At 54.1% G+C, this 13277-nt stretch carries 8 protein-coding genes; 1 reads left to right on the forward strand and 7 read right to left on the reverse strand.

From position 1 onward, the window contains the following. The first annotated feature begins 77 nt into the window (after nucleotides 1–77). On the forward strand, nucleotides 78–1169 hold the full coding sequence (locus CKO36_RS04055; protein ID WP_200280892.1) for an acyltransferase family protein: 1092 nt from the start codon (nucleotides 78–80) through the stop codon (nucleotides 1167–1169). A gap of 46 nt (nucleotides 1170–1215) precedes the next feature. Here the strand turns inward: CKO36_RS04055 and CKO36_RS04060 are convergent, their stop codons facing one another. The 7 genes from CKO36_RS04060 to gspD all read right to left on the reverse strand — a co-directional run bounded on the left by CKO36_RS04060 (nucleotide 1216) and on the right by gspD (nucleotide 13221). Beyond that, nucleotides 1216–2319 carry a peptidylprolyl isomerase gene (locus tag CKO36_RS04060; protein WP_200280895.1) on the reverse strand — a complete coding sequence of 368 codons (1104 nt, stop codon included), beginning with the start codon at nucleotides 2317–2319 and terminating at the stop codon, nucleotides 1216–1218. 109 nt (nucleotides 2320–2428) lie between these two features. Beyond that, nucleotides 2429–3469: a hypothetical protein gene (locus tag CKO36_RS04065; RefSeq protein WP_200280898.1), complete on the reverse strand. Its 1041-nt coding sequence runs from the start codon at nucleotides 3467–3469 to the stop codon at nucleotides 2429–2431. Between the two features lie 105 nt (nucleotides 3470–3574). Next, complete coding sequence (locus CKO36_RS04070; protein ID WP_200280901.1) at nucleotides 3575–5053, reverse strand: hypothetical protein; 1479 nt, start codon at nucleotides 5051–5053, stop codon at nucleotides 3575–3577. Nucleotides 5054–5236: 183 nt separating this feature from the next. Then, on the reverse strand, nucleotides 5237–5893 hold the full coding sequence (locus CKO36_RS04075; RefSeq protein WP_200280903.1) for a hypothetical protein: 657 nt from the start codon (nucleotides 5891–5893) through the stop codon (nucleotides 5237–5239). A gap of 103 nt (nucleotides 5894–5996) precedes the next feature. Beyond that, nucleotides 5997–9941, reverse strand: a complete 3945-nt coding sequence (locus tag CKO36_RS04080; protein WP_200280906.1) for a glycosyltransferase — start codon at nucleotides 9939–9941, stop codon at nucleotides 5997–5999. 38 nt (nucleotides 9942–9979) lie between these two features. Further along, the gene (locus tag CKO36_RS04085; RefSeq protein ID WP_200280909.1) at nucleotides 9980–10951 is read right to left on the reverse strand and encodes a KpsF/GutQ family sugar-phosphate isomerase; all 972 of its coding nucleotides are present in this window, start codon (nucleotides 10949–10951) and stop codon (nucleotides 9980–9982) included. A gap of 83 nt (nucleotides 10952–11034) precedes the next feature. Further along, a complete protein-coding gene (gene gspD / locus CKO36_RS04090; protein ID WP_242469383.1) occupies nucleotides 11035–13221 on the reverse strand; it encodes a type II secretion system secretin GspD in 2187 nt (728 codons plus the stop codon). Between the last annotated feature and the right edge of the window lie 56 nt (nucleotides 13222–13277).

A 13277-nucleotide genomic window follows, 5' to 3' on the forward strand; every position in this document is an offset into this window, starting at 1 on the left:
TCGTCGTCAGCCTCGGTCGCTCACATTGGTACAGTATCCCCCCCATGACAGATTACGAATAGAAGGATGGATTTTAGATGATGTATGGGCAAAGAAACTTTGGTCTTGATCTGTTTCGATTTTGCGCTATTTTTTTAGTTCTTTTATCACATACCAGGCATCTGTTTTCCTGGATTCAAACCGATAGCTGGAATTGGTGGTACCTATCTGTAGGAGGATATCTGGGCGTTGAATTGTTTTTTGTTCTGAGTGGATTTCTTATAGGACGAATTTTAATTAGCAAAGTTCTTTTTAGAAAAACCAATCTCTGGCGTGCTTTAGGTACGTTTTGGGTGAGACGGTGGCTAAGAACACTGCCACTTTATTACCTTGTGTTATTCTTGACTTATATTGCTGCAAGTTACTTAAGCGGAGCAGAAAACGCATCTTGGTTGCATGTTGTTTTTTTACAAAACTTTAGCGACAGTGCATTAGGTTTTCTTCCGGTATCTTGGAGTCTGAGTGTCGAAGAGTGGTTTTACCTGACTGTTCCATTGCTGCTACTCATGGTTGTGCACAACCGAAGCCAACAAGCGATCTTTTACGGTATCGTGGGGGGAATCGTCATAATATTCACAGTTCGCCTGCTTGCAGTATTTTTCCACGCAGACTTGTCGTGGGGGGAGGTTCGAAAAAGCATATTCCTGCGGTTTGACTCACTTTTAGTCGGAGTATTATGGGCCTTTCTCAGTATTCACTGTAAAGCAATTTACCAAACCCTCTCTGGCTTTCCCGCCATGCTTTTAGGTAGTTTTCTTCTTGGGGGATTGATAAGCTATTATTTTTTGTTGCAAGATGCCGGATTAAACCAGGGCTTTTTTGCAAAAACAGGATTTTTTGTGGTTACCTCTCTCGTTTTGCTCCCTTTGCTGGGATTTGCCCAGCTACATATCCACGGCCAGTCCCGCGTTATTACCCTGGGCAGCCAATTTTCTTACGGAATCTATTTAATTCATTTCCAATTTTTGCCTTACTTTGTCAGCCTTTCTCACGGCTCAAAAAACATCTTGTTATCGATTGTTTATTTATGCATTTATTTAGCTGTAGTTGTTTGGTTAGCATTTTTATTGTATAGGTACTTTGAATTTCCAATTATGCAGTGGAGGGAAAACATCAGTCCCGATAACTAAACTCAGAAAAAGTTTGAATCAGAGAAAATAAAAAACTGCCCTAAATTCAGGGGTTATCCATATTTGGTATCTTAATATAGTCTTCCTTGTTTGCAACCTCTACCGTTGCATCGACATAAGCGTCAATGGCTTCGGTATTCCCCTTGACATGTGATGCATCAGTTAAGTCTTCATACCACTGTTTCACTCGCTCACGAAGATAGTCTTGCTTGAGCTTGACTATAATCTCATCTTTGACATCATCAAAGGATAAATCTTGCTGTTCTTGACGCGACTCCAGTCGAATAATATGAATACCGAAGGGAGTTTCAATAATGTCGCTGATATCACCTGGTTTTTCTAAAGCAAATGCAGCTTGTTCAAATTTAGGTGTCATTTTTCCCCTAGGAAACACCCCTAAGCTACCACCAGCTTTACTGCTTCCCTGATCCTCTGAATATTCGCGGGCAAGCTCAGCAAAATCCTCGCCTTTCAGCGCACGCTCTCTGATAGCTTTCATCTCTGGAATGCGCTGTTGGCGCTCTTCCTCAGTCTTCGCTTTCAAAAGTATGTGAGAAGCGCTTACTCTTTCAGGCCGCCTATATTTGTCACGATTTATTCGAAAATGCTCCTTCGCCTGTTCAGCGAAGTCCGGAAAATTCTCTGCAACATCCTGCCCTTTTTTGTCCAGCATAATGGAGACTAACTCTTCCTTACGGGCGCGGACAAGACGAGCGTGAAAAGCATCTATATCATCAACATTTTGCTTCTCAGCCTCGACGACGACTAACTCCCTTCTCCAAAGATCATCAATTAAACTTCTAAGCTTGCCTGGGCTTCTGCGTATCTGCTGCTGCATGTAAACAGGAAAGGTCGACAGTTCTGCCTCAACGTCTTCAGACATAAGATTAAAGCCGTCGCCGGAAATAAGACTATCCTCTGCGTATACTTGCGTTGCCACAATCAAACAGCAAAGCGACACGCGCGCAAACAGCTTAGGGCAGCTTATCAATATATTACCTTTCATAGTTAACTTGAGTGTCATCTTGATATACGCTTCACCAAACCTACCCGCAAAGGCAGGGAGGGCGAAGCGCTTCCCGCAGACGTGCTTACTATAAAAAAGTTGCGCGGGAGTGCTGTTCCAAAGCAGCAAAGACGATCTGCCCATGCAGCGCATCTTCGTCGCTGGGGTCGCGGCGCAGCCTTGTAGGCCGCAAATTTGACCCCATCCTGGGATACCATAATTTCTTTGGAAAGTTAGGGGATAACGTATTGGCTCACCATGCCGTTATACGGACTCGACATATATCATCTCCCTCACAGTTTTTCGTCACACTCACTTCTGCACCGCCCACGACTTCTGTTTCCGTATAAGGTATTGCCTCTATATTAGCGAAATAAGTGCCATTTTCATCTGGCAGGTAGCAATAGCCAAACTGGGGAGCAAAGCTAGTTCTAATTACTGCATCTGAAATTTGTTCGTAAACACATTCAGAATCCAAGTTCTCAAAAACACCAGGATCCTCAGACACCGAGTAACGATAGTATCTATGAAATGCGCCTGTATATCGTGTGCTAAATTTGATAGTTGTCCGCGGAACAGTTTGAGGAGGAAGGTCACTAACAGACTGCACACCTTCATTTATTTCTGATTGAGTTAAGGTATCCGGAATAATTGGAACTGACCAAGGCAAACGCTGGACATACGTAACACCTACATCTAAAGAGCCTGTAATTAGGCAAGTTGACTCCTGATAGCGCGGTGTTGTTCGATCATAATCAAAAAGACCAGCACAACCTGGGTATTCTATAGTTCCTGTTCCACCATCATAGATTATCATCTCTGCTTCTGCTATTGACGGAACGTAGACTGTACCAGCACCAGCTCTGCGAGCTTCGACCTCTGTAACATAAGATTCATCTGGCCGCTGCCCATAACGATCTGTTACGCTATCTCCTGGATTATCTCCTGGATTATCTCCTGGATTATCTCCTGGATTATCTCCTGGATTATCTCCTGGATTATCTCCTGGATTATCTCCTGGATTATCTCCTGGATTATCTCCTGGATTATCTCCTGGACTGCTAGACACTTTAACAAAATCAGACGAAAGCGTATTAGAACACGATAAAATGACGCCACCTGTGAGTGACAATGATCCATCGCTGGTCATCAGGCAACGCCCTTTACCACCACCTGAAAAGTTTACAGTCACTTCTGAAGCAGCAAATGCACAAACGGGCAACAACAACCCGATTATCAGAGCTTGATTGCGTGACAGCACTTTAGAACGGCCTTCAATATCCCGCGCTTTCATTTTTCAACCTTCGAGTAAAAAAGGGGGGCTTCCCCCCCCCTTTTTATATTGACAACGTCTATGTAGAACTACAGAGCCGCCTAACTCAACCCTCCGGATTATACGTCAGGGATTTGCCATAACTGAACGACTGTAGGCATGCTCCTGGGCAACCCCATAATTTGCTGCCGCAACACCACTTTGGTAAGTTTTGATGCCAAAGCCTGTTACAGGAAGCCCATAATAGGTAAAGTTTGTGCCGGATATACCAATGTTAGTTGCGGGAGCTCCGGTAAAGGTCAAACGCATCCAGCCACTATCAAAGCCAGCATTGCGCGGCACTGCATAAGCATTACCAGCAGCGACGATATCTGCTCCAGCAAGAGCGCTACTTTGACCAAAAACTAACAGGTTAGTTTCTTGGCAGATGCTAGCTCCAGGCTGTCCTTCCGGTCGTGGTGAGAAGTCTGTCCCAGTAGTCGGTGTGACGGCGCGCTCTTCGCGGTCAAAATAGTTATATGTAACACTTTCACAGGACAGCCCGTCTGGCTGAAACACGTTTTCGAAAGGTGGAACTGGCGCAGCTGGCTGCTCAAGAGTGTCTACATAGAAGTTCTTGGTCGGAAAAGTTATAACCCAGTCGTTTAGAACGTTATTCCCTCCGCCAACTGCATACTCATTAAGAACTGACGTAGCCATAAACAAAGAACTTATGGCATCAGCCTGCTCAGCATTCGTGGTGAAGTCATCTTGAACCAGGGTCGACACTCCCCCTATCTCTGCTATTCGCTGAGTAATCTGCGGGTCAACACTTCTCAAGTTTGGTTCAGGATCTGACGGTAAAGCCAAGATATCATCTTCATTGGCAAAATTGGCCAGCGTATCGACAGGAATAGTTGCACCGATGCCTGCCCCCATGTTCAAGAGGTAAGCCGACCCCTTCATAACATTTATCGGCTCGCCAAACTCGGCTATGGCATCTGAATAGGTACTTGGGGGAAGAGCTGCTCTTAACGCATCACAGTTTGGAACGCCTGTGGCTGGATTATGGACAGCAAGACTTGCGATTGGGTTTGTAGCTAAAGACGCCCCCATTTCGATTATTTCTATGTGCCCGTCATAAGTACGCTCGATCCCTGTCGAGCCTCCATCAGCTGGCCAAATCGATTCCGCTGAACCATCATAGGCACTACTCGTAAATGTCACACCAGTTAACCCTGCAACAGTGGCTTGACCCGCAGGTAACGCCGGGTCGGTACAGGTATTATCCGGAGTTTGAATCACCGGAACGCCTTGCGCGTTCATAGTAATGACAGCAGCCCACACATCGTTTGGCGACAAGAAAATATTGAAATCTCGAGCATCGCGAGTGTTATCGCGCTCGCGCATTCTGATCTTGACCGCAATCACATAGTCTGGACTGGTGTTTACAATACTAACGTAAGTATCGTAACCGTTACGAGCCGTGTAGTAGGGAATCATCACCACTTCACCAAGGCCATCATCCGAATGATTGACGGCGAGTGCTGGCTGAGCGGCCAATCCGGCTGCAAGGGCGGCTGCCACTGCACCGGATACTTTCGCTTTTTTGAGAATGCTAGTCATCGACATTTCCTCGTCTATTGCGTTGAGTGAGTTTGTTGGGTCACGGGTTTAATCGGGTCTTAAGCTCCGAACAGGGCCTTAGGACGCTCGACGGTGGAGTATATCTCATGGGGCACAACGTCATCAAAGGTGCCTAGCTGATCGCTTGAAGATGCTTCTCGGTAGCTTAAGGTGAATTCTGGTCTACTGGCGACTGAACCACCACTGATCGTCCACCTTCAGCCACTTTTCATCCACACGCCGCCTGCCGTTGTAGGTGGTTGCATTTGGCAGCACGGCAACATAGCTAACCATGAGTATAACCTTTGCAAGATCTTTTGTGTCGTTCAAATCAACGCTTACCAGTTCGACATCTGTCCACTTGGCAGCATCTCCATACCGTCGTGAAAAGGACTCAAGATCATTTAGCTTGCGAAACGCTGGAGACTCGTACTTATAGGCTTCAGTGAAATCTCTAGCCATGAGCGCACGCCAACGCGCCTTCACTCTAGCACCAATGACTTCAGCTAAGTCCGAGGCGGAGGCGATTTTGTCTGCGGCAGTTTCTTCGGACTGAGTCTTTCCCGTAGCCCCCGAACCAGGCAGACGCGCATCCGATGCAGCGGTTGTGATGGGCTTTGCAGCAGCCTCGGCCGCCTGGTTTGTATTCTCAGCCGAGGCTAAAAGCGCCACTTCCTTACTTACGCCCCAAGTCTGTGCAGACAGTAGGGTTAGAAGCACGAACAGCGCACCAGCCAAAGGCTGGCGTGCGTTACAGAGCGAGCGGCGGTTCAATTTCATGCGGAAGCTTAGGTCTTTCAGGTAACGACTTAAATATGGATGATTTTTCTGAAAGGTCAAGATTTTTCTGCGTAAGCTTGGGCTAGGGAGTGATCTTTGTTCGCCTGCGCAAGAGGATGCACCTTTACTTAGAGGGTCTTAACACTGCGAATGAGACCGCATACTAGCAATATTGTACCTCTTCTGCAACTATGTTTTTTTTACCACAACCAACGATGTCGCGTGATTCGATTCCCACCCACCCCTGCTGCAGTGAATGCCTGCTCGCAGCCTCAGCCAGGCCAAATCGGCCAAGGCTCTGCAACAGTGTACTCAGTCGTTCACGCTCCCTTTTCCTGTCAAGACAGCCCTGCATGCTTAGTTCTGAATTTCCCATGCTCCCAGTTTGATTGTATCCCAGCCAACAGCTCAGTTGCGCTGATGGTGAACAGGCGCGCGCCAAACCCCCGTACCGCAGCGCCAGCTCCGGCTCCAAAAAGGCGAAAAGATCGATCCAAGGACCACGCTGTCGTAGCACATCTTCCAGGTCAGAAAAAAATGGTTGTGCAAGCACTTCGATGCCAGCCTTGCGCAGTGAGGAGGTATTCTGCGGCATTTTTCCCTGCCCAAAGAACACACTAAACCTTGTTTGCCCGGCGCCAAAATTCTTAGCCAGATCGTGAATAACAGCAGCGAGCCCGGCGTTTTCATCCCGCTCTAGCCCAGGAAGATACATTTCCGTTTTTAAGTCCTCGGCGATTAACAGGATACGGTAGTGAACAGAAGAGTCTCGTGCACGGAACAGGTCATCACCTGCTTGCTGTCGATTTTCAACCAGGGTTGGCCAATCATTAGCTACAGCTTGTTGCTGAGCTTTCGAGATAAACGAGTTTCCATCCTGTGGCTGAAATATACCCCCCATCCAGAGCACTTCGGCCGCTGGTTGATAATATACAAATTGGTGCTCTTTTACCTGAATTTTCATGCTCATGCGAACAGCGCCCGAGCGGGGATCAGTGCAACTGGAATCGAAGCCTCCCACAACCTCATGCAAATCCCGCACGATCAGGTAGCAGCCCCAGGGCGCAACATCAATACGGCGCAGATAGCTATACTCCGGCTTGGCCGGATCATCGCCAGCCCCGTCGCACCAGACGCTGCCATCCTTCCACAAAATGCCACCCGCTGCGACCAGGCAGCCACCTGGGTCCGGAGTGCGGATTTTCGGCACCACCATACCAACATCGGGCTGTTGGATTTGATCGAGCATGGCCTCGACAGCCGCGTGATCAAGGGTAATGGCTGGATCGAGCCACAACAGGTAGCGACCACGCGCCTGAGCAGCGGCCTGATTGGCCTGCTGGCCAAAATGAGCAGGCTGGGTGGCAGGGATCAGGGTCACGCCATTGATATTAGCCGCCTGAAGCTGCGCGGACAGGGTGCCGGTGGCAGTAGCGGTGTCAAGCAGAAGCACTTCCAGCTCCAAGCCATGCAGAGCACTGTGTAGGCACTGCATATAGGCCGAAATAGCGACGGGGTCGATAACAGGACCAAGAATCAGGCTGATAAGGGGAGACGGGGATCTCGGGAAGCTAAGGTCAGGAGGCGGCTGATGACGCGCCGCCGGTCTCATGCAATCGCCGAGCACTCGCCATAGGCGCACCGGGATCTCGGGCTGCCGCAGGGTGCTGATGAGTCTGTGCAGGGGGGTGATCAGGCGCCAAGTGGTGCTGCGTTTAATAGCGGCAATCTGGGCTTCGGAGGCATCGAGACGCGCTTGCAGATGATCGATGTGGCGGTTTAAGGCGCGGCGTTCATCGTTCAAGTGGCTAAGGGAATAGGCCTCGGCTTCGCAGAGTTGTTGTTTCAGCTCATGTCGCTCCCATTGAGCGTCGGCTAGGGCCAGTTCGGTCTGCTCGACACGCTGGGTCAGTTGGGATTGCAAACGCCAGTCGCGGTAGCCGACTACTGCCGTGTAAAGATGAGACAGAGACCGCTCGGGAAGCTGGTCCTCGGGGCGCAGGTAGAGATGCTTCAGCGGCAGCTCGAAGCCCGCGCTCAGGGATACCGGCACCGGTGGCGCGGGATTGGGCTGGTCAAAGGCGTTCAGATAGCGGGCGGCGTAGCCAGCGCACCAGACGTCAGCAGTCGGGGCCGGTTCCGGGCTGGCGCTGGATGCGACGGACTGGGGCTGAAACAGGAACTGTGGCTGAAGCTGGGGTTGGAGCTGGTGACGCAGCAGGGCCTGGTTCCAGTCAGCCGCCGGGGTATTTACATCTAGCAACTGTGCCGCCGGATAAGCGGCCAGGCGCTCGATGAAAGCGCCGATGCGGGTGGCGAGAATGGGCCGCCCGGTGTGCATGGCCAGGCTTAGGGTGTAGGAGAAGGTTTCCGGCACCTGAGAGGGGAAGAAGAAGACATCAGGCCGCTCACTGGCAATCAAGTCCGGCAGGTGGTCATCGGCATAGCTGCCGGCGATACTCAGGGCGACTTCAGGCCAGGCGTGCTCGGGTGGGGCGGACAAGCCCAGCACGCGAAAAAACAGCGGCAGGTCGCGCTGCCGGGCATCGCGCGCGCAGTCTTCCAGCAGGCCGAGACCCTTGGTGGCGGACATGGCGCCCAGCACTAGTACCTTGACCAACGGCTGGCGGGTCAGTGGGCTGTGGCCCCATTGAGTCGCGGCGGGCTCGGGATGCGGCCAGTGCAAAATGGATAGATTCGGCCAGTAACGGCTGAGCCGGGCGCCGGCATCTTGCGAGGGAGCGATGATACGCGCGGCGCCACTGAGCCAGTCGTGCCACAGCTGGCGCCATTGCTGGATATCGAGCGGCCATTGCGGAGGGCGTGCGTCCAGGCAGCGCTGGCAGGAGCTGGAATCGGCTTCCCCGCCAGGTTCTCCACCGGGCTCCCCCCCAGGCTCCCCACAGTAACGCCCCTGGGCATCGGCGCAGTGGAATTGCGGACAGATGGCAGCAAAGTCGTGCAGGGTGAAATCGTAGTCCAGGCCAAGATCGCGCGGGAGTTGTAGCACCTCAGGCGGCAGGTCGGCGACATGATGATAATGAATGCGGTCGATGTGCAGCGCTTGCAGCAGCTGGATGGCGGCAGCATAGTCATCAGCGAGGTCAATATAGGCACTGAATTCCTCGCCTGGTCGCGACCAGCGGAGGCGCTGGCGGTGCGGGCCATGGGGTTGCAATTGCAGTACCTCGGCCCGGCCGCGCAGCAATGCGATCAGATCGCGCACATGACGGGCGACGCCGCCGCCGCGCGCATGGCAGACGAACAGAATCAACGGCTGCAAGCGCCTGAGCCGGGCGATGTCAAGCCGGCGGCGCAGTGAGCGGCCAATATCCTGAGCCAGGAAGGTCTGGATGCGCTCGGGATAGTCGGGATGCTCAGCATCAATCAGCGCTTGGGCCTGCTGCTTGCGTTGCGCCGCTTCGGCGCCAAAGGAGCCCGCCCCCTGGTGGTACACAAAGACATCACCAGCGAGGCAATGGCGGTAGCCGGCCTGTTCAGCGCGCAGGCAGAAATCAACTTCCTCGCCATAGCCACGCCCAAAGCGCGCCTGGTCGAACAAGCCAACGGTCTCCAGCGCCGCGCGGCGGATCAGCAGACAGAAGCCGACGCCGGTGGGAATGTCGATGGACTGACCGGCGTTAACACTGGCGGCCAAGGCATCGAGTTCGGCGACGCTGATGTCATCTGCTCGCGAATTGGTAACGCCGATGCGGGGGTAGCTGCAAATGGTGGCGTCGTTCGACAGCGGCGTGACGGTGGCAATGCAGGGATCCGTGCCGGCACAGGCCAGCAGGCGGTCGAGCCAGTCGTTGGCGACCTCGGTGTCGCTGTTGAGCAGCACCAGATCGCGCGTCGGATGCAAGGCCATGGCGGCGTTCACCGAAGCGACGAAGCCCAGGTTGGCGCGGTTGCGATGCAGATGAATACGCCGACTGGCGGCCAAGGCATCGAGCCAGTGGCGGAGGTCGGCCTCGGGGCTGGCGTCGTCGATGACAATCAGCTCAAAGGGCGTGCGCTGCTGGGCGGCCAGGACACTGTTCAGACAGCGGCGCGTCTGTGCGTAGCCCCGATAAACGGGAATGATGACATCAATAACCGGATCCACAGCGGGCCTGCTCCGTTAAGGCACTCTCGACGGGAGTGCTACTTCTGCACCACGCCACGGATGCCCGTGTCATCCACAACAATCAGCGAGGTAATATGGTGTTGCGCCATGAGTTCCACAGCGGCACTCATGCGGCTGTCGGGGCCGATCACAATCGGATCGGGCGTCATCATATCGCGGGCACAGGAAGCGAAGAAGCGCTGCTGATTGCTCTCCAATGCGCGGCGCAGATCGCCATCGGTAATAACGCCCAGCACCACCGCACGATCCTGACTGACGATGGCCATACCGAGGCGGCCACTGCTCATGGTGGCCACCACTTCGGCGGCCAGGGCATCCGGCTGGATGAAGGGCAGATTGTCGCTGCACATTTCATCACGCACCAGGGCAAGCATGCGCCGGCCCAGGCTACCACCAGGATGAAAGCGTGCGAAGTGATGGGCCTGAAAGTCGCGCGCGCGCATCAGCGCGACGGCCAGGGCATCGCCCATGGCCAGGGTGGCGGTGGTCGAGGCGGTGGGGGCCAACTGCAAGGGGCAGGCTTCCTGAGCGACGGGTACCCACAGATGATGCTCGACCTGGCGTGCAAGCGTGGAGCGGGTGTTGCCGGTCAGAGCAATGGTGGTATTGCCGTTGTCGCGCAGAAAGGGCAGCAGACGCAGAAGTTCCTCGGTCTCCCCCGAATGAGAGATGGCAATAAAGATGTCGTTGCCATCCACCATGCCGAGGTCGCCGTGATAAGCCTCGGATGGATGCATAAAGAACGACGGTGTACCGGTGCTGGCCAGGGTGGCGGAGATCTTCTTGCCGATGATGCCGGATTTCCCCATGCCGCAAACGATGGTCCGCCCGACACTGCGCAGAATGGCGGTGACGGCAGCACTGAAGTCGCCGTTGATCTGTTCCGCCAAACCGGCCACGGCTTCGGACTCGATGCGGAAGACTTCGCGGGCAATGGCAGCAAAATCCAAGTCCGAAGCTGCACAGAAGTTGATCGCACGAACGCTCATAGGGGCATCACCACCCCAGAGGACGAACGTAGTGTTTCACAGTAAAGCGCTGTTTCACAATAAGATAGTCCATCCAGAGGCCCTTAGAAGGCGTTCTTCAGATTTTGGACCTTCCCGCGGAAATGCTCGGTCACGGCATCAATATCAGTGTCGCTGGCAATCACCCGGGGGGTGAGCACCACAATCAGCTCGCTGCGTTTGGCGCTGCGGCTGGTGTCGCCAAACAAAGCTCCAAACACCGGCACCCGATAGAATCCGGGCACACCGGTCTTGCTATCTTCGCGGTCATCCTGGATCAAACCGCCCAACACCACGGCCTGGTTGGAGCGCACCGCCACATTGCTGTTGATCTTGCGGGTGCGGAAGGACGGCGAATCGACCTCGCCTTCATCGCGGTTGACGGAACTCACTTCCTGCTCGATCTCCATCTGTACCAGCCCGCCGGGCGTGACGCGCGGGGTGACGGTGAGTATGACGCCGGTTGATTTGTACTCAATCTCATTGATCAGACTGCTGGTGTTGGTGGTGTCCTGCTGCTCGCGCGTCTTGATCGGCACCTCATCGCCCACCTGGATCTTGGCTTCCTGGTTATCCATGACCATGACCGAGGGCGACGAGAGCACATTGACCAGATCATCGGCGGCCAGCGCGCTCAGGGTCGAGCGAATGGTCTCTGGATTGACCACAACGGACCAGTTAAAGCCGGGCCAGGTCGGCCCCATAGCGCCTGATTCGCTGCCGGAAAATGCGATGTCATTGCGGTAATCGCCTTCTGTCTTGGGGCCGGCGAGGAAGTTCCAGCTCACGCCATATCTCAGGCTACCGCTCAGGCGCACTTCGATGATGGTCGCCTCCACTAGCACTTGCAGAGGCACGATGTCGAGTTGCTTGAGCGCATCGAGAATTTTTTTATAATCGCGTGGACTGGAGCGCACCAGCAGAGAATTGTTCACGGTGTCAGCTACGATGCTGACTTCCGATGACATATCAAGCGTGCTGGAGGATATGTTGCGTGAAGCAGTCCCAGTGGTGCCGCCATTGCTCTGCCCGTCACCGCCAATGGAGGCTTCGCGAGTCCCCGGTGCCACGCCACCGACGCTGCGTCTGGTGCCCGTGGAGCCGCCGCTGCCGGCGAACAGCTGGCTGAGCATGTTGGCAAGGTTTTCGGCTTCGCCGTGCTTGACCCGATAGACAAAGAGCCGCTGCGCCGAGCTGCCGCTGGCCTCGGCCTGATCCAGACGCTCAATCCAATCCTGCATTTTCTCCAAGTAGCGGGCCTGGGGGGCGACCACCATAATCGCATTGGCGCTATCGACGGGAATCAGGCGAAACAGGCCCTTGGCGGTATCACCTGATTCGCCGGCGAGCAGCTCTTCCACCTGGCTGACCACCTCAGTGGCCTGCGCATATTCCAAGGTGAAAAATCCCACCGAGAGCCCCGCCATCCAGTCCACATCGAACACATCAATGGTGTCCATCAGATTGCTCATCTCCGGTCCAGAGGCAGCAACCACCAGGAGATTGCGCAGGCTATCGACCCGCACCAGGCTGCCTTCCGGAGCCAGGGGCTCCAGAATATTGGCCATTTCCTTGGCGCCGATGTAGCGCAGCGGAATGATTTGCACTGAATAGCCCGGCGGCAGGGCTTTGTTGCTAGTGCCAAGCTGGGGTGCCAGGCGCCCGCGAACCGCCTTGGCCAGGGGCACCACTTCGTAGGTTCCGCCTTTATCAACCAGGGCGGCATTGTTCATCCGCAGCAGGGTTTCGAGCGTAGGAATCAACAGGTCGCGACGCAGCGGGCGACCGGTCTGCAGCGAGGCTGACCCCTGCACGGCCGGATCCAGCACATAGTTAACGCCCAGGAGATCACCCAGAATGACCTTGACAACTTCACGGATATCGGTGCCGTCGAAATTAAGCGTGACATCGCCGGGCGTGGTGTCAACCGTAGGGCGCTCGATATTCTGTACAAAGACCCCGGTGCCGCGCTCAATGCCCTCTGACAATCCCGGCCCACGCTCTTCATCAAGCGCAATGCCATCGCGACGCAACGGCTGGGTCTGAGCCCCCGGGTCGAATCCGGCCTTTTCCTCGTCGATGATGTGACCTTTGGCCGCGCCAACCTTGTGACTGGGATCCCAGACAAAGGTTGAGCAACCGCTGATAGTGACCAGCATCATGACCACGGCAGCCATGCACAAAGCCACCCAGGCGAGCTGACAGGTGCGCCGGCCGGATGGAGCGGATAATTGTCGCAGCGGTTTCAACATCGAATCTCAAAAATTACCATGACCAAGAACGCCAGCGTTTATAACAAAATTTCAGC

Source organism: Rhabdochromatium marinum (assembly GCF_016583795.1).
Lineage (GTDB): Bacteria > Pseudomonadota > Gammaproteobacteria > Chromatiales > Chromatiaceae > Rhabdochromatium > Rhabdochromatium marinum.

Bases quoted from the DNA above. Each gene is read 5' to 3' on its own strand.
- CKO36_RS04055 (WP_200280892.1), top strand. From the start codon at position 78: ATGATGTATGGGCAAAGAAACTTTGGTCTTGATCTGTTTCGATTTTGC.
- gspD (WP_242469383.1), bottom strand. From the start codon at position 13,221: ATGTTGAAACCGCTGCGACAATTATCCGCTCCATCCGGCCGGCGCACC.
- CKO36_RS04070 (WP_200280901.1), bottom strand. From the start codon at position 5,053: ATGACTAGCATTCTCAAAAAAGCGAAAGTATCCGGTGCAGTGGCAGCC.
- CKO36_RS04065 (WP_200280898.1), bottom strand. From the start codon at position 3,469: ATGAAAGCGCGGGATATTGAAGGCCGTTCTAAAGTGCTGTCACGCAAT.
- CKO36_RS04060 (WP_200280895.1), bottom strand. From the start codon at position 2,319: ATGGGCAGATCGTCTTTGCTGCTTTGGAACAGCACTCCCGCGCAACTT.
- CKO36_RS04085 (WP_200280909.1), bottom strand. From the start codon at position 10,951: ATGAGCGTTCGTGCGATCAACTTCTGTGCAGCTTCGGACTTGGATTTT.